19 protein-coding genes are annotated in these 20,731 nt (G+C 70.9%); 3 read left to right on the top strand and 16 right to left on the bottom strand.

Annotated elements, in window-relative coordinates; all coding sequences use genetic code 11:
- Positions 1 to 218: 218 nt before the first annotated feature.
- From KBO27_RS13285 to KBO27_RS13220, 16 genes are all read right to left on the bottom strand, one after another.
- Positions 219 to 1,217, bottom strand: a complete 999-nt coding sequence (locus KBO27_RS13285; RefSeq protein ID WP_210970259.1) for a zinc-dependent alcohol dehydrogenase family protein — start codon at positions 1,215 to 1,217, stop codon at positions 219 to 221.
- A gap of 440 nt (positions 1,218 to 1,657) precedes the next feature.
- Positions 1,658 to 2,689: an aldo/keto reductase gene (locus KBO27_RS13280; RefSeq protein ID WP_210970258.1), complete on the bottom strand. Its 1,032-nt coding sequence runs from the start codon at positions 2,687 to 2,689 to the stop codon at positions 1,658 to 1,660.
- Positions 2,690 to 2,860: 171 nt separating this feature from the next.
- The gene (locus KBO27_RS13275) at positions 2,861 to 3,235 is read right to left on the bottom strand and encodes a cupin domain-containing protein (RefSeq protein WP_235876522.1); all 375 of its coding nucleotides are present in this window, start codon (positions 3,233 to 3,235) and stop codon (positions 2,861 to 2,863) included.
- Positions 3,236 to 3,313: 78 nt separating this feature from the next.
- Entirely contained in the window at positions 3,314 to 3,970 is a 657-nt protein-coding gene (locus KBO27_RS13270; RefSeq protein WP_210970257.1) for an SDR family NAD(P)-dependent oxidoreductase, read from the bottom strand.
- A gap of 99 nt (positions 3,971 to 4,069) precedes the next feature.
- On the bottom strand, positions 4,070 to 7,513 hold the full coding sequence (locus KBO27_RS13265) for an indolepyruvate ferredoxin oxidoreductase family protein (protein ID WP_246536939.1): 3,444 nt from the start codon (positions 7,511 to 7,513) through the stop codon (positions 4,070 to 4,072).
- Between the two features lie 319 nt (positions 7,514 to 7,832).
- Complete coding sequence (locus tag KBO27_RS13260; protein ID WP_132686096.1) at positions 7,833 to 8,312, bottom strand: Lrp/AsnC family transcriptional regulator; 480 nt, start codon at positions 8,310 to 8,312, stop codon at positions 7,833 to 7,835.
- A gap of 297 nt (positions 8,313 to 8,609) precedes the next feature.
- Positions 8,610 to 9,578, bottom strand: coding sequence for an NAD(P)/FAD-dependent oxidoreductase (locus KBO27_RS33650; RefSeq protein WP_246536937.1), 969 nt, complete (start codon positions 9,576 to 9,578; stop codon positions 8,610 to 8,612).
- A gap of 18 nt (positions 9,579 to 9,596) precedes the next feature.
- Positions 9,597 to 10,412, bottom strand: coding sequence for a flavin-containing monooxygenase (locus tag KBO27_RS33645; RefSeq protein WP_246536935.1), 816 nt, complete (start codon positions 10,410 to 10,412; stop codon positions 9,597 to 9,599).
- A gap of 210 nt (positions 10,413 to 10,622) precedes the next feature.
- Positions 10,623 to 10,757 (bottom strand): hypothetical protein, encoded by a 135-nt coding sequence (locus tag KBO27_RS34235; protein ID WP_281420738.1) that lies wholly within the window; start codon positions 10,755 to 10,757, stop codon positions 10,623 to 10,625.
- Positions 10,758 to 10,779: 22 nt separating this feature from the next.
- Positions 10,780 to 10,941: a hypothetical protein gene (locus tag KBO27_RS13250; protein ID WP_210970256.1), complete on the bottom strand. Its 162-nt coding sequence runs from the start codon at positions 10,939 to 10,941 to the stop codon at positions 10,780 to 10,782.
- The gene (locus tag KBO27_RS13245) at positions 10,938 to 12,182 is read right to left on the bottom strand and encodes an NAD(P)/FAD-dependent oxidoreductase (protein WP_210970255.1); all 1,245 of its coding nucleotides are present in this window, start codon (positions 12,180 to 12,182) and stop codon (positions 10,938 to 10,940) included. The genes KBO27_RS13250 and KBO27_RS13245 overlap by 4 nt, the downstream gene beginning before the upstream one ends.
- A gap of 100 nt (positions 12,183 to 12,282) precedes the next feature.
- On the bottom strand, positions 12,283 to 13,800 hold the full coding sequence (locus tag KBO27_RS13240; protein ID WP_210970254.1) for a PucR family transcriptional regulator: 1,518 nt from the start codon (positions 13,798 to 13,800) through the stop codon (positions 12,283 to 12,285).
- A 308-nt stretch (positions 13,801 to 14,108) separates the two neighbouring features.
- Positions 14,109 to 15,383, bottom strand: a complete 1,275-nt coding sequence (locus KBO27_RS13235) for an SLC13 family permease (RefSeq protein WP_210970253.1) — start codon at positions 15,381 to 15,383, stop codon at positions 14,109 to 14,111.
- Positions 15,384 to 15,477: 94 nt separating this feature from the next.
- Positions 15,478 to 16,335 carry a hydroxymethylglutaryl-CoA lyase gene (locus tag KBO27_RS13230; protein WP_210970252.1) on the bottom strand — a complete coding sequence of 286 codons (858 nt, stop codon included), beginning with the start codon at positions 16,333 to 16,335 and terminating at the stop codon, positions 15,478 to 15,480.
- A gap of 1 nt (position 16,336) precedes the next feature.
- Positions 16,337 to 17,548, bottom strand: a complete 1,212-nt coding sequence (locus KBO27_RS13225) for a CaiB/BaiF CoA transferase family protein (RefSeq protein WP_307870389.1) — start codon at positions 17,546 to 17,548, stop codon at positions 16,337 to 16,339.
- A gap of 94 nt (positions 17,549 to 17,642) precedes the next feature.
- Positions 17,643 to 18,305 (bottom strand): IclR family transcriptional regulator, encoded by a 663-nt coding sequence (locus KBO27_RS13220; protein WP_210970250.1) that lies wholly within the window; start codon positions 18,303 to 18,305, stop codon positions 17,643 to 17,645.
- A 158-nt stretch (positions 18,306 to 18,463) separates the two neighbouring features.
- Between KBO27_RS13220 and KBO27_RS13215 the strand changes: the two genes are divergently transcribed.
- The 3 genes from KBO27_RS13215 to KBO27_RS13205 are packed head-to-tail and all read left to right on the top strand — an operon-like array spanning position 18,464 to position 20,730.
- Complete coding sequence (locus KBO27_RS13215; RefSeq protein ID WP_246536934.1) at positions 18,464 to 19,435, top strand: thiamine pyrophosphate-dependent enzyme; 972 nt, start codon at positions 18,464 to 18,466, stop codon at positions 19,433 to 19,435.
- Positions 19,428 to 20,417 (top strand): alpha-ketoacid dehydrogenase subunit beta, encoded by a 990-nt coding sequence (locus KBO27_RS13210; RefSeq protein WP_210970249.1) that lies wholly within the window; start codon positions 19,428 to 19,430, stop codon positions 20,415 to 20,417. Before KBO27_RS13215 ends, KBO27_RS13210 begins: the two co-directional genes overlap by 8 nt.
- Positions 20,410 to 20,730, top strand: a complete 321-nt coding sequence (locus tag KBO27_RS13205; RefSeq protein WP_132673111.1) for a biotin/lipoyl-containing protein — start codon at positions 20,410 to 20,412, stop codon at positions 20,728 to 20,730. Before KBO27_RS13210 ends, KBO27_RS13205 begins: the two co-directional genes overlap by 8 nt.
- The last annotated feature ends 1 nt before the right edge of the window (position 20,731 follow it).

Here is a 20,731-nt window from a genome sequence, read left to right as displayed (position 1 = left end):
GCGCCGCGGCGGAGGCGTCTAGGAGCTGTTGAGGAATGCGGCGGAGCCGGTGTTCCAGGTGTGGGACTCAGCCCGCACCGCCGCGGGTTCTGAGTGCCTTCGTGGCGAGTACGCCGCGACGCCGTGTTTGGCATACATCAGGAGTGGCGCACGGAGACCACGGAGGCGCTCAGGTTCCGCTACCCGCACCGCCACGCAAAGCAATTCCTCAACAGCTTCTAGAGCGCGGTCGGGGAAACGTGGATCTTGTGGCCCTCTCCGGCGCGGAACTTCGTGATCGCCTCGGCGTAGTCCGCCAGCGGCAACGTCGCGGACACCAGCTGCTCGACGTCGATCGCTCCGGAGGCGATCAGCTCGATCGCCGGCTGAAAACCGTTGTGCACGGCCATCGAACCGAGGATGTCGATCTCCTCGTGGTAGACGCGGAACGGCGAGAAGCTCGCGGTCGCGTTCGGGTCCGAGACGCCGAACTGCAGGAAGGTGCCGCCCTTGCGGACCCTGCCGAGACCGTCCTCGATCGCGGCCACCGCGCCGGTGGCGTCGATGACCACGTCGTAGCCGTCGGGCTGCTCCCACTCGTCGGCGGAGGTGGCCGCGCGGTGGGCGGCGAAGGACTGCGCGAAGTCGAGACGCGAGGCGTTGAGGTCGACCATCGACACCGACGCGGCCCCGGACCGGCGCACCAACGCCGCCATGAGCAGGCCCATCGTGCCCGCGCCGTAGATCAGGTAGTGCGAGCCGGGCAGCCTCGGCAACCGGCTCACCCCGTGGACCGCGCAGGACAGCGGCTCGACCATCGCCGCGGCCGTGTAGGAGACCGTCGAGGGCAGCGCGAAGCAGATGTCGGCGGGAACGGCGACCAGTTCCGCCGCCGCGCCCGACCGGCTCACGCCGATGGCGTCCCAGACCTGGCAGAGGTTTCCGCGCCCCGCCCGGCACCAGCGGCACGTGCCGCACGGCAGGTTCGGGTCGACCGCGACGCGGTCGCCGACCGCGAGGCCGGTCACGCCCTCGCCGAGTGCGACGACCTCGCCGGCGAACTCGTGCCCGGGAGTCAGCGGGTAGTCGGTGGGCAGAACGCCGTCGACCAGGTGCAGATCGGTTCCGCACAGTCCGCAGGCGTGCACCCGCACGACCACCTGCCCGCCGGCCGGTGTTGGGTCCGCGACGTCCTTGACGACGGCCTGACCTGGTCCTTCGATCACTACGGCTTGCAAGATCACTCATTCCGATTCCGCGTGCCCTCGGCGCACGCACGCTGGTGCACACCCGACCGGAGGGCCGCGGAATCCGACCGCTCCATCGCGATGTGCCGCACAAGCTAGCTTCGAGTTAAGCGCTTAGGCAAGCGCTTAACTCCATGTTAAATTCCCAGCCCGAAACCGGGAACGAGGGATCTTCACGAGGCGGAGATCGGAGATTTCGGGCGCGCGTCGGAGTCGGCGCCACCGCGACTCGACGACACCCGGCGAGCGCGCCGGAGAAGCTGAAAAGGACCGAGCGACAACGGGTCCAGGTCAGATGGAGATTCGCGACTCGCGCGCTGCGAGGAATGGACGGGGGCAGTTCTGGCCGGAATTGTCCGGGCATTTCGGACGTCATCCGTGGACGGTTCGGACCAGAACCGCCCCCTGGCAACGGCTCGTGCCGAACGGGGTTACTGCTTGAGTCCGGTGCCGTGGATTCCGTGCTTCTCGACGACGGCGAGCTCCTCCTCCGTCAGCGGCGGGAACTCCAGGGCCTGGACGTTGTGGTCGAGCTGCCAGACCGAGCTGGCACCGATGAGCGCGGAGGTCACCTCCGGCCGCCGCAGGACCCACTGCAACGCGAGCTGGGCCAGCGACTGGCCGCGCTGCTGGGCGAGCTCGTTGAGCGCCGCCGCGCGCTCGCGGTAGGTCTCGTCGATGACGTCGGGCGACAGGAACGCGCTGTTCTCCGCGCGCGCCCCGGAGGGGACGCCCGTGAGGTACTTGTCGGTGAGCAGGCCCTGCGCCAGCGGCGAGTACACGACGAGGCCGAAACCGTCGTCGGCGGCGAGATCCAGCAGGCCGTTGTTCTCCGGCGTGCGGTCGAAGATCGAGTAGCGCGGCTGGTGGACCAGCAGCGGCACGCCCGCCTCGCGCAGCAGCTCGGCGGCGCGGTGGGCGCGGTCCGGCTGGTAGTTGGAGAGGGCGACGTAGAGCGCCTTGCCCTGCTGCACCGCGCTGACCAGCGCACCCACCGTCTCCTCCAGCGGGGTGCTCTCGTCCGGGCTGTGGCTGTAGAAGATGTCGACGTGGTCGGTGCCCAGATCGCGCAGGCTGTGCTCCAGCGAGGACAGCAGCGACTTCCGGGAGCCGCCCTTCTGGTACGGGCCGGGCCCGATGGGGTTGCCCGCCTTGGTCGACAGGATCAGCTCGTCGCGGTGGGGCGCGAGGTCCTTGGCCAGCACCTTCCCGAAGAACTTCTGCGCGGCGCGGTGCGGCGGGCCGTACCGGTCGGCGTTGTCGAAGTGCGTGATGCCCAGGTCGAAGGCGTGCAGCACGATCTCGCGCTGCGTCTCGTACGGGTAGTCGGTGCCGAACTTCTGCCACAGGCCGAAGGAGAACGCGGGCAGGTCCAATCCGGACGCCCCGGCGCGCCGGTACTCCATCTTCTCGTAGCGGTCCTCGCTCGCCGCGTAGGTCTTCTCGTAAGCCCCGTGGCCCATCGGTCGTCTTCCTCCGGTCTGTCGGGTTCAACTTCCCCCGGACCGCGCTCGGTCCAGGTCACGACCCGTCATGCAACCACTTCGGACGCCCGGGAGCAGCTCGATCGTCTCGGGTCTCACAGGGCAGGACGCGGCCGGCGGGTTCGCCCCGAACCCGCCGGCCGCCGGTGCTCAGCTCCGCTTCGCGTACTCGCTGGCGCCGTACCAGTCGACGAGGACGACGTCCTCGTCGCCCACCACCCAGGCGTCGTGGCCCTGCGGCAGGGAGCTGACCCAGCCCGGGCCGACGTCGAACTCGTTGCCGTCGGACATCTTCACGTGCAGCGTCCCCGACACGTGGTACTGGAAGTGGGGTGCCTCGCACCAGTCGGTGCCGGCGATGGGTTTGACGTCCTTGCTCCACTGCCACCCGGGGTGCAGCACGAGACGACCGATCGTGCCGCCCGCCATCTCGAGCACCTCTGCGCGGCCGTGCTCGAACTCGCGCACGTCATCAGGCCGGTCGAAGCCGCGGCATTCGACCGCTTGCGTGCTGTGCATGGTCATGATCCGCTCCTTCCGAGCGCTACCCGACCAGCGTGAGCCCGCCGCGAACCGGGAGCCAGGGGCTTTCTGCCCCGCTCCTCACGCCGGCCCGACGGTGACGCGGAAGTTGCCGCGCTGCACGTGCATCGTCCAGAGCTTCTCGGCCAGCGCGTCCGGGGCGAACATCGGGTCTCCCCCGCCGATGGTCCCGGGAACGACGAGCTGCCCGACGTGGATCCGGGGTGCGAGGGCGTCGTGCAGCATCGTGCCGTAGGCGGACTCCCCGGCGAACGCGACGGAGGTGCCCGCGACGTTGCCGTTGGGCGTCGCCGCGCTACCGCCGTTGACCAGCAGGATCGTGCCCTTGCCCAGCTCGGTCATCCCGGGCAGCACCTGCTGCACGGCGGTGACCGATCCGTGCAGCGAGAACTCGACGGCGGCGGCGAAGTCGTCGACGCCGGTGTCGAGCACGGGTCGCAGGAACTCCCGGCGCGGTGCCGGGCTGTACTGCAGCACCTCGATGGGTCCGAGATCGTCGGCGGCGGATTTCAGCGCCTCCACCACGCGTTCCCGGTCCTGCACGTCGGCGGCGTACCCGCGAGCGCGGACCCCGCCGTCGCCGAGTTCGGCGGCGAGGCGGTCGACGTTGTCCTGGGTGCGCGAGATCAAGGCTGCGGAGAAGCCCTCCCGCCCGAACCTGCGCGCCGCGGCGGCGCCCAATCCCGGACCGGCACCGATGATCGCGATGGTGGTCATGGCTCCCCTTTCATCGGAAGAACGTCCGGCACGTCGTGCCTGCTCCTCGGGTGCGCCGGGCCTCCATACAACACCTCCGAGGCCGCTCCGGCGAGGCCGTCAGGCAAGTACCTCCGTCGAGAGTTCGGCCAGGGTCTCGCGGATCGCGGCCATCCGCTCGCGGTACTCGGCGACCGCATCGAGCTTGATCTGCTCGTAGCCGCGGATCATGTCGGGCAGTTCGGCGAGTTCCACCGCCGCGGGCAGGGTGGTGGCGCTGAGGGCGGGCAGCGCTTCCTCGACGGCCGTGCGGTATTCGGCGATCAAGGCGCGTTCGACCTTGCGGACGTGGGCGTGGCCGAACGGGTCGAGGGCGCTGCCGCGCACCCGCCGGAGTCCGCGCAGCACGCGGAACGCGGGGCGGAACCACGGGCCCAGCGCGATCTTGCGCCGCATGCCCAGGGCCCGGAGCACGGGCGGGTGCAGCCGGTAGCTCACCTTGGCGCCCGGTCCCCACTGGGCGCGCACGTCCTCGTCCAGCGCCGGGTCGAGCGAGAGCCGGGCGACCTCGTACTCGTCCTTGTAGGCCATGAGCTTGAACAGGTGGCGGGCCACCGCCTCGGTCAGCGCGGCGCTGCCCGGGACCGCCTCGGTCTCGCGGGCGCGGACGTGGTCTACGAAGCGCCGGTAGTCGGCGGCGTAGCGGGCGTGCTGGTAGTCGGTGAGCTCGTCGGTGCGGTGCGCGATCAGCTCGTCGAGGGTCATCGGCTCGGGCTCGGGCGCGGCGTTGCCCACGAGGGCGCGGCGGCCGTGGCCGAAGGCCAGCAGGTTCTCCTCGACGCGCACCCCGTTGAGGCGGATCGCCTGTTCGACCGCCTCGGCCGGCAGCGGGAGCGCACCGGCCTGGAACGCCGCCCCGACCAGCAGCATGTTGGCGAACTGCTCGTCGCCGAACAGCTCCAGCGAGAGCCGGTCGGCGGCGAGGTGGTGCGCCCGCGCCACGTGCTCGTCGACGGCCGAGCGGATGCTGCCCTGGTCGGGGAAGGTCGCGCTGGGGTCCACGACCATGCGTCCGGTGGGGACCTCCGCGGTGGACACGACCGCTATCGTCCGGTCCTGGCTGGTGGCCTTGAGCTGGCCGGGGTCGGTGGCCACGAGGGAGTCGCACCCCAGGTAGAGGTCGCACTCGCCGTCGGTGATCTTGGCGGCCCGTGCGATCGGGGTGGTGCTGATCTTGACGTCGGAGACGACCGCGCCGCCCTTCTGCGCCAGACCGGTCTGGTCGAGGGCGCGGACGTGCCTGCCGTCGATGGCCGCGGCGGTGGCCAGCACCTGGGCCACGGTCACCACACCGGTGCCGCCGACTCCGGTGATGCGCAGGGTGAAGTCGTCGACCGGGACCTGCGGCTCCGCCTCGGGCAAGGGCCCCACCGGCGGCACGACCGGTGTCGCGGACCGCTTCCCGGCGTCGGGGACGACGGTGACGAACGACGGGCAGTCGCCGTCCAGGCACGAGTAGTCGAGGTTGCAGGAGGACTGGTGGATCTGCGTCTTGCGGCCGAACTCGGTGTCGACCGGGCGGACCGACAGGCAGTTCGACTTCTGCCCGCAGTCGCCGCACCCCTCGCACACCCGCTCGTTGATCACGACCTTGGTCACCGGGGTCGGCTGCGACCCGCGCTTGCGCTTGCGCCGCTTCTCGGCCGCGCACTCCTGGTCGTGCACGAGGACCGTCACGCCCGGCTCGCCGGACAGCTCGGTCTGGACCTCGACGAGCTCGTCCCGGTGACGCACGCTCACCCGGTCGCGGAGCACCCCTGCTCGGCGCAACGCCTTCCGCACGCGTTCCGGACCGTCGCCGGTCACGACGATGCGGGACACCCCTTCTGCCAGCACGGTTTCCACCAGCTGCGGCAGGCCACCGCGAGCGCCGACCGCGTCCTGCCCGCCGGTCATGGCGACCGTCGAGTTGAACAGGATCTTGAACGTCATCGGCGACCCGGCGGCCACCGCCGCCCGGATGGCGAGGCTGCCCGAGTGGGCGAAGGTCCCGTCGCCGAGGTTCTGCAGGTAGTGGGTGGTGCTGACGAACGGCGCCATGCCGATCCAGTGCGCGCCTTCCCCGCCCATCTGCGTGAGCCCGGTGACGGTGCCGACCTGCTCCTCCGGCATCAGCAGGACCATCGCGTGGCAGCCGATGCCACCGCCGACCAGCGCTCCTTCCGGCGGTTTCGTCGAGGAGTTGTGCGGGCAGCCGGAGCAGAAGTAGGGGGTGCGGGCGGCCAGCGGCAGCATGATCCGCTCGGGCCGCTTCGCGTCCTGCGTGGACTGGACGGGGAACCCGTTGTCGCGCAGGCGTCGTCGCAGCCCGGCTGCGGCTGCGCTCGGGTCGAGCTCGCCGACGTCGCTGAACAACCGGGCGCCGTGCGGGTCCCGCTTCCCTGTCACGCGCGGAGCACCCGGAGTCCCGTAGAGGATCTCCTTGACCGCGACCTCCAGGAAGGCCCGCTTGTCCTCCACCACCACGACCTCGTCGAGCCCGCGGGCGAACTCGCGCACGATCTCCGGTTCGACCGGGACCACCGCACCCAGCTTCAGGAGCCGCACTCCCAGGTTCTCGCAGGCGGGTTCGTCGAGCCCGAGCTCGTCCAGCGCCTGCCGCACGTCGAGGTAGGTCTTGCCGGCCGCGACGATCCCGATCCGGGCCGGGCCGGTCGCGCCCAGGATCCGGTTGACGCCGCTGCGCCGCAGGTACTCCAGCGCGATCGGCATCCTGACCTGGTGCAGGCTGCGCTCCAGCTCCGCGAGGTCGGGGCCGAGCAGTCGCGCGTGCGGCACGTGCGAGTAGGCGCGCAGGCCGCCGGGAAGCCCGTCCATGTCGGGCGCGGTCCACCGCGGATCGACGTGGGCGGTGGTGGCGCCGTCGGCGATGTTGGTGGCGACCTTCATCGCCGTCCACATCCCGCTGGCGCGGGACAGCTCGACCGCGTGCAAACCGAGGTCGATGACCTCCTGGGAATCCGCCGGGTAGAAGGTCGGCATCTGCAGGTCCGCGAGAGCGGGTTCGGACGAGCAGGGCACGCTGGAGGACTTCGCGCTCGGGTCGTCGCCGACGAGCGCGACGACGCCGCCCTTCGGGGACGTGCCGATCAGGGCGGCGTGCCGGATCGCGTCGGTGGCCCGGTCCAGTCCCGGGGCCTTGCCGTACCAGAAGCCGGTGACCCCGTCGGTGGTCAGCTCGGCGACCTGCCCGGCGATCTGGGTGCCGACCAGCGCGGTCGCGGCGAGCTCCTCGTTGAGCGCGGGCGCGTGCACCACGCCGTGGTCGGCCATCAGCCGGGCGCGGCGCTGGATCTCCAGGTCGTAACCGGCCAGCGGCGACCCCTCGTAGCCGGTGACGTACAACGAACCTCGGTGCCCCTCCCGCCGGTCGTGCCGGCTCCGGTCGAGCAGGACTCGCACGAGCGCCTGGACACCGGTCAGGTACACCGCACCGTCCTCGGCCAGGTAGCGGGCGTCGAGCGAGAACGAACCGCGGGTCGGCGTGTCGATGGTCGTGCTCAAGCCGGCACCTCTTCCAGCGCGTCGAGACGAGACGCGGGTCACGTTAAGCCTGGTAAACCCGGTTGTTCAACTGATCCGGCACTTTCTAGGCCAACGGCCAGATTCTGCGGTACCGCGCCATCCCAGACCTGTGCCAACGGTCGCCCCAGATGAACTTCTGGTGCACAACCGGACGTCGAGTCGCGATGCACTGATCAGCTGGTACGCCGTAGCGCGCCGAAACGTGATCGGAGTGGACCACTGGTCCAGAGATGGCCTTCGGCACGTGCGCATGGGACAACGGGGCGCTCGTTCGCGCCAGTCGTCGCGGTGCTGCTGCTCAGCGACCGAGCTCGTCGTGCAACTTGCGGATGAGCGGCGAGATCCTCGGTTTGATGCGACGGCTCAAGACCACTTCGGTGGAGATCCGCTCGACGCCGTCCACGGCGATGATCTGCTGCAGGACCTCCTCCAGCCCCGCGTTGTCCTTGGCGACCACCCGGCACAGCAGGTCGGCGTCACCGGCGACCGCGTTCGCCTCGACGACCTCGGGGATCCGGCTGAGGCCGTCGAGCGCGTGGTCCAGCTTGCCCTGGGCGAGGTTGAGCCGGACGTAGGCCAGTCCCTGGTAGCCCATCGCGGCGGGGTCGAACTGCGGTTGCCAGCTGATCAGGACGCCGAGCCGCTGCAACTTGTCCACTCTGGACTGCACCGTCGCCCTGGCCACGCCGAGCCGGCGGGCGTACTCGCGCACACCGGCCCGGGGCTCGTCGGCGATCAGCCGGAGCACGGCCATGTCCAGCGGCTCGAAGGGGGACATGCGGGCTCCTCCTGGGCGAGTGGTCCGGCCACCGAACGCCGGTATCCAGCACGGTCGATCCGTTGTACCAGATGTTCACCCATGAGGTCGTGGACTGACCCGGAAGTCACCGGCCACGACATCCCGGTGACCTGGAAGACCTACGTCTCCGACCACCTCTCGGGGATCTTCGCGGGCAACGCCGATGCCGGGCGGTTCCTGGCCTCGAGGGCAAGCCGGCCGAGCCGAACTGCTAGCACCTCACCTGGACGCCACCCCGGTTCCCCGTCCGGGGTGGCGTCTTTCCGCGCGAGCGCGTCAGTTCGCGTCGCCGAGGACTTCGTCGATGCCGTCGCCGCTGCGCCAGTCCCGGAGCAACCGCTGGAACACCGCCGGGCCGGGGCCGAAGGTGCGGCGCGGGCGGGCCGAGCCCTCGTTGTTGTAGTACCCCGGCGTGCACTCGGCGTCGAACCAGGCCCGCTCGGGCGAGGTGGCCTCGATCGTGGCGACCCAGTCGATCTCGGCCTCCACCGCGGGTTCGACGCACTTCACCCCGCGCTCGCGGGCCGCGGCGATGACCTCCGCGACGTGGATCGCCTGCTCGTCGAGCACGTGGACGAAGTTCACTGAGGGGGCGTTCTGCAGCGCTCCCAGGTGGAACAGGTTCGGAAAGCCGTTGCTGCAGAAGCCGTGCAGCGTCCGGACGCCGGTCTCGCGCCAGGCGTCCAGCAGCCGCGTGCCGTCCCTGCCGTGGACCGCGAGGCGGCCGGTCATGACGTCGGACTTGCCGACCTCGAAGCCGGTCGCGAAGATCACGCAGTCCACTTCGTACTCCTGACCGCCGACGACCACGGAGTTCTCGGTGAACCGCTCCACCCCGCCGTGGTCGGCGGTGTCGACCAGCGCGACGTTGGGGCGGTTGAACGCCGCGAGGTACTCGTCGCTGAAGGTGGGCCGCTTGCAGCCGTACCGGTACCAGGGCTTGAGCAGCTCGGCCGTGGCCGGGTCGTCCACGACCTCCTCCACCCTCGCGCGCAGCCGGTTCATCTTCTCGAAGTCGAGCAATTCCTCGACCCGCTCCCACTCGTCGGCGTCCCAGTCCGCGCGCGCATCGGTGGAGATGATCTTGCCGAGCACGTTCGCGCTCGCCGTCCAGGCGTCGTCGACGAGGTCCACCTCCGCCGGCTGCCCGGTCACGACGGCCTGGAAGTTCTCCCGCCGCCGCGCGTGCCAACCGGGTTCCAGCGAGGCCGCCCACTCCGGATCGGTCGGGCGGTTGTCGCGCACGTCCACGGAGGACGGGGTTCACTGGAAGACGTGGAGCTGCGCCGCGTCCCGGGCGACGTGCGGCACGACCTGGATCGCGGTCGCCCCGGTGCCGATGATCGCGACCCGCTTGTCGGCCAGCCCGTCCAGCCCGCCGTCCGGACCACCTCCGGTGTAGCCGTAGTCCCAGCGGCTGGTGTGGAAGGTGTGCCCGCGGAAGGACTCGATGCCCGGGATGCCCGGCAGCTTCGGGTGGTCGAGCGTGCCGTTGGAGACGACCACGTAGGTGGCCCGCATCTCGTCGCCCCGGTCGGTGCGCACGAGCCACTCGCCGTCGTCCCAGCGGAGCTCGATGACACCGGTCTGGAAGCACGCGTCGCGGTAGAGGTCGAAGGTGCGGCCGATGGCCATCGCGTGCTGCCGGATCTCCTCCCCCGGCGAGTACTTCCACTTCGGCACGAACCCCACCTCCTCCAGCAGCGGGAGGTAGACGTAGGACTCGATGTCGCAGTGGATGCCCGGGTAGCGGTTCCAGTACCAGGTCCCGCCGAAGTCGCCGCCCTTCTCGATGATCCGGATGCGCTCCAGCCCGGCCTGGCGCAGTCGCGCACCCGCGCAGAGGCCGCCGAACCCGCCGCCGAGCACGATCGCGTCGACCCGGTCGTGCAGCGGCTCCCTGTCGAGCTCCTCGGCGTGCGGGTCCTCGGCGTAGTAGCCGAAGCCGCCCTCGGCCCGCGCGTACTGCGCGCTGCCGTCGGGTCGCACCCGGCGTTCACGCTCCGCGCGGTACCGCTGACGCAGCGCGTCGACCTCGGCGTCGGAGAACTCGGGGATCGAGGGAGGGAGCGTCGACATCGCGGCCTTTCTCGCTGCGCGCCTGCGTCCACGGGGCGCGACGACCTTGGGTTTAAGTCAGGTGACTTATTCCCAAGCTAGCACGTCACGCCTCGGCGATTCGAAGCAGAGCCGACGCACCCGGCCCCGCGGCCCAGGCGGCGAAAAGACACCGGCGGCGGCCGGAGCACCCCGTGGGATGCTCGACGGCCGCCGTCGGCGGATGCGGGATCAGCGCATCGGCGGGGCAGCTTCACTCTCCGACCTGCGCTCGCGCAGGCCGTGGGCGCGCCGGGTCAACCAGTGGTTCAGGGCCAGCAGGAAGAAGGCGAGCAGGGCGAGGCCGAATTGAGTCCACTCCGGCAAGGTGACCTCCATGAGCGTCCGGTCAGCCGTCGTTCCCGCGCGGCGGTCCGGGGTTGCGGTGTTCCAGTGCGTACTCGGTGGCGATCCGGAGCAGCATCTCCTTCTCCGTGCGCAGGAGCCTGTTCTCCTTGCGCAGCCATTCGAGCTCGCGACGTTCGGTCGCGGACAACTCGCCGGTCGTCATCGCAACGGGTCGAAAGGCCGCAGCGCGGCCGGACGTTCGCCGGTCACGATCTGATCGGACAGCAGGCGCCCGGTGATCGGTCCGAGCGTGAGCCCCCACATGCCGTGCCCTCCGGCGATGTGGACGCCGGGCATCTTCGACGCGCCGATCAGCGGCAGGCCGTCGGCGGTGACCGGCCGGGGGCCGACCCACTCGTCGTGGCGGCCGTCCCAGTCCACGCCGCTCAAGAACGGCCGGGCGGACTGCACGATCGCCTCGATGCGGCGACCGTCGAGCGCCGCGTCGGGCGAGCGGAACTCCATGGTGCCCGCCACGCGCAGACCGCCCTGGTACGGCGTGCAGGCGACCCGCACCGCGGGCAGGTAGATCGGGCCGGGCACGGGTTCTTCGACGGGCAGGGTGAACGAATACCCGCGCCCGGCGCGCACTTGCCGCTTGACGCCGGTCTTCACGGCGAGCTCCGGCAGCCACGAACCCGTGGCCAGCACGACCGAATCCGCTGAGACGTAGTCGTTCTGCGTGGACTTCACGAGCAGCCTGCCGCCGTCGCGGACGACGTCGCGCACGGTGAAGCCGGTGTGGATCCGCCCTCCCCGGCCCTCGACGGCCTCGGCGAGCGCCCGGGTGAACTCGCCCGGGTCGATGTAGCGCTGGTCCTCGATCCGCAGCACCGTGCTCACCCGCGACGACAGCTGCGGAACCTCGGACGCGGCCGCGTCGGCGAACCAGGTCTCCTGGCCGCTGAGGCGAGCCCGCTCGAACTCCTCGCGCAGTTCTCGCGCCTGCTCGGGCTTTTCGAACGCGGCCATGACCGGGGCGGTCTTGGCGGGCGCGCCGACCCCGCCCTTGGCGAGCTCGTCGAAGGCGTCGAGGCAGTCCTCGTTGAGGCCCGCCAGCGAGCGCATGGACCGCTGCCAGGTCCGGTGGGTGCAGTGGCGCGCGAAGTCCGCCAGGAACGCCCACAGGCCCGGGTCCACGGCCCGGGGCACGTACAGCGGGGCGTTGGGGTCGAACAGCGAGCGCAGGCCGTAGCGCAGCACGGCGGGTTCGGGCAGCGGAACGCTGAACGCGGGGGCGACGTAGCCCGCGTTGCCCCACGACGCTCCAGCGGCGACTCCGCTGCGATCCACGACCGTCACCTCGACGCCGTGCTCCTGCAGGAACCACGCGGTCGACAGCCCGACCACACCGGCGCCCACGACGACGGCCGTGCTCGGCGCGCCGCCCACTGCAGACCCCATGACCACACTCCTTCTCGTCGCCACGAAGCATGCTCGACCACGACGAGGAGGGCACTGTGGATTCCGCACAACCAATCAGCAACCCGTTGTGCGGGTTCCACTACTGCTCGGCGGCGAGAGCGATGACCAACGCGAGCCGGGTGTCCGGGTCCTCCAGGTCGAGGGCTCCCACCTGCGTCACCTTGCGCATCCGGTTGCGCACCGTGTTCGGGTGGATCTCCAGGCGAGCGGCCGCGGCGCCGAGGTCGCCCTGCACCTCCAGCCAGGTCCGCAGCGTCGTGATCAGCCGGGTCCCCTGCTCCTGGTCGTGGCGGCGCAGCTCGGCCACCGGTCCGCGCTCGGGCGTGCGTCCGCCCGCGGCGACGTGCTGCAGGCGGCGCAGCAGGATCTCGTGCCAGGAATCGTCGTAGACCACGACAGGTGACCCCGTGGGCTTCGCGGCGTGCACGGCGAGGCTCTCGTCCGCCTCCCGCCTGCTGTCGACGAGCTCGTCCGGGCTCGCGGGGCCGCCGATCCCGGCGAAGACCTCCACGCCCTCCGGCATCTCGCGCGCGAGCGCCCGCACCCATTCGCACGCGGCTTCCCCGTCCTCGTGGGGCAGGATCGTGTAGACGGTGTTGGCGAACAGGGCGCTGCGCCCGGGTCGCGACCAGCCGAAACCCACGGTCGCGAGTTCGAAGACGAGCAGCGCCGCCGAGTCGTGCTCGCCCTGGTTGTGCGCCTGGACGGCGACGACGCGGAACCGGTCGCCGCGGAAACCCAGCCGGCTCAGCACGGTGGCGACGTCGGAGTGGCCCTCGACCAGCCCGATCACCAGGTCCGATTCGACCTGCCGCTCCAGGTCCGCGCTGGCGCGGGTGCGCAGCAGGTGCGCGGCAGCGGTGCGGGACGCCTGCACCAGCGCGGCCTGGCGCTCGGCGTCCAGGGGCGACGAGGTCCCGACCCAGATCGAGCCGAGCAGCGCTTTGCCCGCGCGGACGGCGACCACGGCCCGTCCCCGCCGGGAACCGGAGGGCTCGACGAACACCGGTTCGTCGGACTCGGCGAGGTGCTGGAACACCCCGCGCTCGCTGAGCTCGCGGCGGACCTCCTCCGGCACCCGCCTGCCCAGGATCGTTTCCAACCTGGCCTGGTCGGCCGTCTCCTGGCGCTGCGAGTAGGCCAGCACACCCGAGCGATGGTCCTCGATCGTGACCGGACCGCCGACCGATTCGGCCAGCGCGTCCGCCAGCGCGAACAGGTCCGTCGGTCCCCGGCCCGCCTCGGTCTCGCGCCCTTCGAGCACGAGCCCGTAGACCACGCCCGCGAGCTGCCCCCAGGACACGGCGGGGTCGACGAGCAGCACCGCGACCTTCCGCTGCCTGGCGATGGCGAGCGCGTCGTCCTCGATCCGGTCGAGCCGGAACACCACGACCACGGCGCTGGTCTCCGCCAGCACCTCCGCGGCTCGCCCCTCGTCGACGCCGACGGCGAGCAGCACCTCATCACCACCCGGCACCTGCTCGTCCGGGTCGTGCAGCGCCACCGCGCGCAACTCGGTCGACCGGCTGCGCGGCGAGCACACCAGCCGCGCCCCGTAACCACCGAGGACGTTGATCAGTCGGTCCAGCTTGACCATGCACCCATGATCAGGCTTGCAGCCCCGAGCGCAGGTCCGGGGTCGTCCTCACCGGAACGGGTGAGACGTCGACCATCACCTGCGCCCGGCGCACAAGCGCCACACCGTCCCGGACCTCCGCGAAGCGCGGTTCCGGCGATTCGGGACCACCCGCCTCGCACTCGACGAGGACTCGCCCACCAACGCCGAGCTCCACCTCCGCGCGTGACCACCCGCGAGGAAATCACCCGCCCGGGTCCACCTGCTCATCGAGGGACCGCGCGAGCCGCGGAGACACCTCGGCGAACAGCGCGAACACCCGCGGTGATCTAGAGAGACGTCGGCAGGACCACGGCGGCCCAAGCCAGAAGCGGCGCGCCCACCACGACGAGTCCGCTGTAGGCGAGCATCCTGCGTTGGAACGCCCGCCGGTCGTCGACCTGGGCCTGGGCGAGGACGATGATCCCGTTGGTGGAGAACGGGCTCACGTCGACGACCGTGGAGCAGAAGCACAGCGCGACGATAAACCCGGCAGCCCCGAGACCACCGAGTTCCAGCAGCGGCAGGGCCAGCGGCAGAGCGATGCCGAGCGTGCCGATTGAGGACCCGAACGCCGAGACCACGCCCACCGCCAGGCACAGCAGCAACGCCGCCAGCAGTGGTGATCCCAGCGCGGCTGCGGCTTCCCCGAGCACGTCGAGGGTGCCGTTGCGCTCCAGCACCTCCATGTAGCTCAGCATTCCGCACACCAGCAGGACCGCGGACCAGGCGACGTGGTCGGTGGACTTCTCGTGCAGCGTCGGCGCCACCAGCAGCAGCGCGGTGGCGATGGCGAACGCGACCAGACCCACGTCCACGCCCAGCGATCCGGCTACCAGGAGCCCGCACATGCCGAGCAGGGTGAGCACGCGCAGGGGTGTGACCTCGACCTGGGGAAGCGCGGCCACCGGCCGGTGGGCGAACGTGTCCGCTCCGGCAGCGCCCGGCCCGCCCGCGGTCACGACCTCGGAGCCGCGCAGCAGGTCGCGTCCGAGCACGACGAACAGCACGGCCGCGATCGCCACGTTGAGCCCGAAGGGCACCGCGAACAGCACGAACGGGCTGACGTCAAGCGCCGCCTCGCCGACCAGGCTCGAGGCGAAGACGCCGTAGACGGTGATCGGGGCGAACGCCGCGGACAGGGCGCCGTGGCTGAGCATCATGCCCATCAGCAGCGGGTTGATGCGGTAGCGCGCGGCGATGGGCATGGCGATGGGCGCGAGCATGCCCACGGCCAGCACCGAACCGAGCGCCATGAGCACCGCGGCGAGGACGAACATCAACCACACGATCGCCCAGCGGCGACCGCGGACCAGACGGAGCGAGGCGGCCACCACCAGGTCGATGGTGCCGTTGACCTTGGCCGCTCCGAACAGCAACGTGATGCCCACGACCAGGATGAACACGTCACCGGGGAAGCCGCCGACCATGTCGTCGACGGTGACTCCGGAGATGGTTCCGACCAGGAACGTCGCGACGAAGGCGAGGATTCCCATGTTGATGGGCAGGATCGTCGCGAGCAGGAACACGAGTGCGAGGACGACGAGGGAAATCGAGTGAACCATGTCCGACCATTTCTGATCACGCATGCCCGCTTGCGCGGACCACGTCACCGTTGACGAGGGATCAGGTGTGCGGAGGCTGGTGCGCGGGTCCGGGTCAGACCGCGGGCACCGCTCGTGCCAGTGCCCGCTCCAGGAGCTCCGAGGCGGTGGCGAGCGCGGTTTCGTCGACCCCGGTGGGGATTCCGCGCGAGTGCAGGTGCGCCACGAGGTCTTCCGTGGCGATGTTGCCGTGCGCGCCGGGGGCGAACGGGCATCCGCCGTAGCCGTCGGTCGCGCTGTCGAAGTGGACGACGCCCAGGTCGATCGCGGCGTCCACGGTGCTCAGGGCCTGGCCGCGCGCGTTGTGGAGGTGCAGCGACAGCTCCACGTCCGGGAGCGCGTCGCGCACCGCTCCCAGTGATCGCACGACGTGGTCGGTGGTGGCCGTGCCGAGGGTGTCGGCGAGGCCGATGCGGCGGACGCCCATCGCTGCGAACCGCTCGGCGACCGAGAGCAGTCGGTCCGCTGGGACGTCGCCGTCGAACGGGCACACGAACGCGGTCGAAACACCGGCGATGAAGGACGTTGCCGGGTTCTCGCCGACCGCACGCGCCACGTCCTCGATCGCCGCGTCGACGTCCCGTCCGGCGTTGGCGCGGCTGTGGCCACCGCTCGCCGAGGCCACGACGAGGACGTTCTCGGCACCGGCCTCGACCGCGCGGCGAACGCCACGCCCGTTGAGCGCCAGGAACGAGTAGCGGACCTCGCCGGCTCGCGGGAGCGCGGTTGCGAGTTCGTCGGCTCCGGCCATCTGCGGTACTCGCTCGGGGTTGACGAAGGAACCCGCTTCGATGTGGCGGATCCCGGAATCCGCGAGGGCTTCGGCGATCGCGATCCGGTCCGCGACTCCGACAACGACGGGTTCGTCCTGAAGTCCGTCGCGCAGCACGACTTCGGTGATGGTGACGGTCATGTCAGATCACCTTCCGCTCACGGTAGGCGGCCAGGTCGGCGCGATCGACCCCGAGGAGCTCGGTGAGCACCTGCTCGGTGTGCTCCCCCAGTTCGGGTCCTGCGCTGCGCACCGCCCCCGGGGAACCGGGAAGCTTCGGCACGACACCGGGGAACCGGATCTCCTCTGGCTCGCCGTCCACCACCACCTTCAGCGGCCGGAGCATGTCGCGGGCGCGGAAGTGCTCGTCCTCGGCGATGGCGCGGGCGTCGTGGACCGGGCCGGTCGGCACGCCCGCCTCGTTGAGGATCCGCACCGCTTCCGGCGCGGAGTGCGCGGAGGTCCAGGCGGTGATCGCGGCGTCGAGCTCGTGCTCGCGCTCGACGCGGCCGTCCCCGTCGGCCAACGTCGGGTCGTTGGCGAGGTCCTGCCGCCCGATCGCGGTCATGAGGCGTCCGAACGCGCCGCTGGAGTTGCCGGAGATCATCACCGAAAGTCCGTCGGAGGTCGGGTAGACGCCGCTGGGCACGACGCCGGGGAGATTGCCCGCGGTCCGCTCGCGCACCGTCCCGTAGGCGTCGTAATCGGGGATCAGCGACTCCATCATCATGAAAACCGATTCGTAGAGCGCTACATCGACGACCCGAGGGCCTTCGTGCGCCTGCCCGCGCGCCTTGCCCAGCAGCAGCATCAGCGCACCGACGGTGCCGTAGAGCCCTGCGGCAGCATCGGCGATGGGTGCGGCCGAGCGGACCGGCGGCCGATCGGCGTGGCCGGTGACGTGGCGCAGTCCGGCGAAAGCCTCGGCCACGCCGCCGAATCCGGCCCGCTCGCGGTAGGGCCCGGTCTGGCCGTAGCCGGAGATCCGCACGAGCACGAGGTCCGGATTCTCCTCCGCCAGGGCTTCGGGGCCGAGCCCCCAGCGCTCCAGCGTGCCGGGCCGGAAGTTCTCGACCACGACGTCGCAGGTGCGAGCCAGTTCCAGGGCCAGTTCGCGCTCCTGCTCGCCGGAGAGGTCGAGGGTGATGGACTTCTTGTTGCGCGCCATCGTGCGGAACATCATCGAGGTGCTGCCGCGCGTGCGCCGCCAGCCGCGCAGCTCGTCGCCGACCCCCGGACGTTCGACCTTGATCACCTCCGCACCGAAGTCGGCGAAGATCCTCGTGGCGAAAGGGGCTGCGATGAAGTTGCCCAGTTCGAGAACGCGAATGCCTTGAAGTGGAAAGTCGGTCACGATGCCGCCCTTTCTCAAATAATGACAAGCCATGTCATTTATCGAGAAGGACCATAAGGCGCGACTTCCCAGGCCGACAACCCCCGAAATCGCCTCAGCGGTAGCGCAGGGCGCCGGCGAGCTGATCAGCGGCCTCGAGGACGAGATCGCCGTACTGGGCGCCCGGATCCTCGTCGAGCACGCGCGACAGCGGTGCCGCCAGGCAGATCGCGGCGACCACGTCGCCCCGGTACCGCACCTGCGCGCTGACCGAGCCCAGCCCGGGGGTCCGCTCGGAAACGCTGGTGAACCAGGGCGAACCCGTCCGCGCGGGCGGTGCGACGAGGGCCTGGGCCGCCGACCCCTTCGCCGACAGCGGCAGCAGCGTTCCGACCGGAACAGCCGCCCGCAGCTCGGCCGCGGACTCCTCGCTGGCCACGCACAACCGGTCCTCGCCGCGCAGCACCCACAGCTGCGCGGTCTCACCGGTCTCCTCGCGAAGGCGGCGGAGCACCGGCGCGGACGCCGCGGTGAGCGCCGACGAAGCGAAGCGAGGGCCGATGTGGTGACGCCCGTCGTCGTCGCGGTTGAGCAGGCCGTGCTTGACCATGGCCGACACGAGGCGGTGGGCGGTGGGAACGGACAGGCCGAGCTCGCGCGCGAGGTCGCTTGCCCCTGCTGGGTTTTCCTCCACCGCGTCCAGGATCGCGACCACGCGGTCCAGCACGCCTACACCGGTGGTCGTCCGCTCCCGCGGGCTCCGCTCATCGCTGTCCACGCGGACGACGATAGCGCTTCCACGATCGGAGTACCGGGGGTTCGGAGGTGGGCAACTTGTACAGCGCGATGCCGCTGCTGCTCGGCAGAGCGGACAACCTGAGCAGTGGAGAATCGCACTGTTGCACGGTCGGGGACCCGGTGCGCACTCTTTCGTTCATGGACGACGCAGATCTCCGCGAGCTCTTCCGCCTGATGGTGGTGACGCGCCGCCTCGACGAGGAGGCGGTCGCGTTGCAGCGGCAGGGCGTGCTGCCCGCCTACGCCCCGGTCAGGGGCCAGGAGGCCGCTCAGATCGGGAGCGCGGCAGCGCTGGACCGCGCCCGCGACTTCGCCTTCCCCACCTACCGCGAGCTGGGCGCGGCGGTCGCGCTGGGGGTGGATCCGGTCGCCTACATGGCGATGCACCTCAACATCTGGCACGGCGGACTCTACGACCCGAACGTCGCCCGCCTCGCGCCGCCGAACGCCGTCGTGGGCGGGCCCGTGCTGCACGCCGTGGGCTGGGCGATGGGCGCGAAGCTGGACGACACCGGCGGGGCGGCGCTGACCTACTTCGGCGACGGCGCCAGCTCGCAGGGCGACGTGCACGAGGCGATGAACTTCGCCGGCGTCTACCGGCTGCCGGTGGTGTTCTTCTGCCAGAACAACGGCTGGGCGATCTCGCTGCCCACCGGCTCCCAGGTCGCGGGCGGTTCGGTGGCGGCGCGCGCCGCCGGGTACGGCATCGAGGGCGTGCGCGTGGACGGCAACGACGTCACCGCGGTGTTCGAGGCGACCCGGGCCGCGCTCGAACACGGCCGCGCGGGCGGCGGGCCCACGGTGATCGAGGCGATGACCTACCGGCTCGGCCCGCACTCCACATCGGACGATCCGAGCCGCTACCGCAGCGCCGAGGAGGAACGCCTCCGCGCCGAGCAGGACCCGATCACCCGGGCGATGCGATCGCTGTCCGCCGAGGAGATCGCCGACGTCGAGGAGCACGCCGCGGACGTCGTGCGCAAGACGACCGCGGGCTTGCACGCCATGCAGCCGCCACCCGCCGACGAGCTGTTCAGCTTCGTCTACCGGGAGCCCACCGCCGCCCTGCTCGATCAGCACCGCGCTTGGAAGGAGTCGCAGGATGCCTGAGCTCTCACTGCAGCAGGCGCTCAACACCGCGCTGCGCCACGCATGCGAGGACGACGACCGGGTGCTGATCTTCGGCGAGGACGTGGGCACCCTCGGCGGCGTGTTCCGGGTGACCGACGGACTGCAGGACAAGTTCGGCGAGCAGCGGGTCTTCGACACCCCGCTGGCGGAGTCGGCGATCATGGGCATGTCGGTGGGTCTGGCGATGGCGGGCTGGCGCCCGGTCCCGGAGATCCAGTTCGACGGGTTCAGCTACCCGGCGATCGACCAGATCGTCAACCAGGTCGCCCGCATGCACTACCGCAGCCGGGGAACGCTGGGGATGCCGATCACGCTCCGGCTGCCCAGCTTCGGCGGGATCCGGGCACCGGAGCACCACGGTGAGAGCTTGGAATCGCTGTTCGCGCACGTCCCCGGCCTCAAGGTCGTCTCGCCGTCGAGTCCGTCGGAGGGTTACCACCTGCTCCGCCAGGCGATCGCCGACCCGGACCCGGTGATCTTCATGGAACCCAAGTCCCGCTACTGGCAGCGCGAGAACTTCGACCCGGCCGCCCCGGTCGAGGCGCTGCCGGTCGGGCGCAGCCGGGTCGTTCGCCGGGGCAGGCACGCCACGCTCGTCGCCTGGGGCGCGATGGTGTCGCGCTGCGAGCAGGTCGCCCAGCTCGCCGCGGAGGACGGCGTCGAGCTGGAGGTGCTGGACCTGCGCTGGCTCAAGCCGATCGACGCCGAGGGGCTGGCCGAATCCGTCGCCCGCACCCGCCGCGCCGTCGTCGTGCACGAGGCTCCGCTGACCGCCGGTCTGGGCGGCGAGGTGTCCGCGCTGATCACCGAGCGCTGCTTCGGGGAGATGCGCGCCCCCGTGCAGCGCGTCGCGGGATTCGACGTGCCCTACCCGTCGGGTTCGCTGGAGGACGAGTACCTGCCCAGCATCGACCGCGTCCTGACCGCCGTGCAGACCGCATTGGAGTACCGCCGTGGCTGAAGTGACCTTCCCGCTGCCCGACCTCGGCGAAGGGCTGATCAGCGCCAGGATCCTGGAATGGCTCGTGGCCGAGGGCGACTGGGTGGAGCGCAACGCCCCGCTGGTGGAGCTGGAGACCACCAAGTCCGCGGTCGAGATCCCCTCGCCGCAGACAGGCCGCGTGTCGCGGCTGCACGTCGGGGAGGACGAGGAGCTCGCCGTCGGCGCCCCGCTGGTGACGTTCACCGTCGAGGACCACGCGGGCATCGTCGGCACGGTTCCGGTCGACCACAAGCCGCAACGACGCGTCCGCCTGACCCCGCCGGAGGACTGAC

This window comes from Saccharopolyspora endophytica, assembly GCF_018070075.1.
Classification (GTDB): Bacteria; Actinomycetota; Actinomycetes; order Mycobacteriales; family Pseudonocardiaceae; genus Saccharopolyspora; species Saccharopolyspora endophytica.
This window is presented reverse-complemented; position numbering and strand designations above follow the sequence as displayed.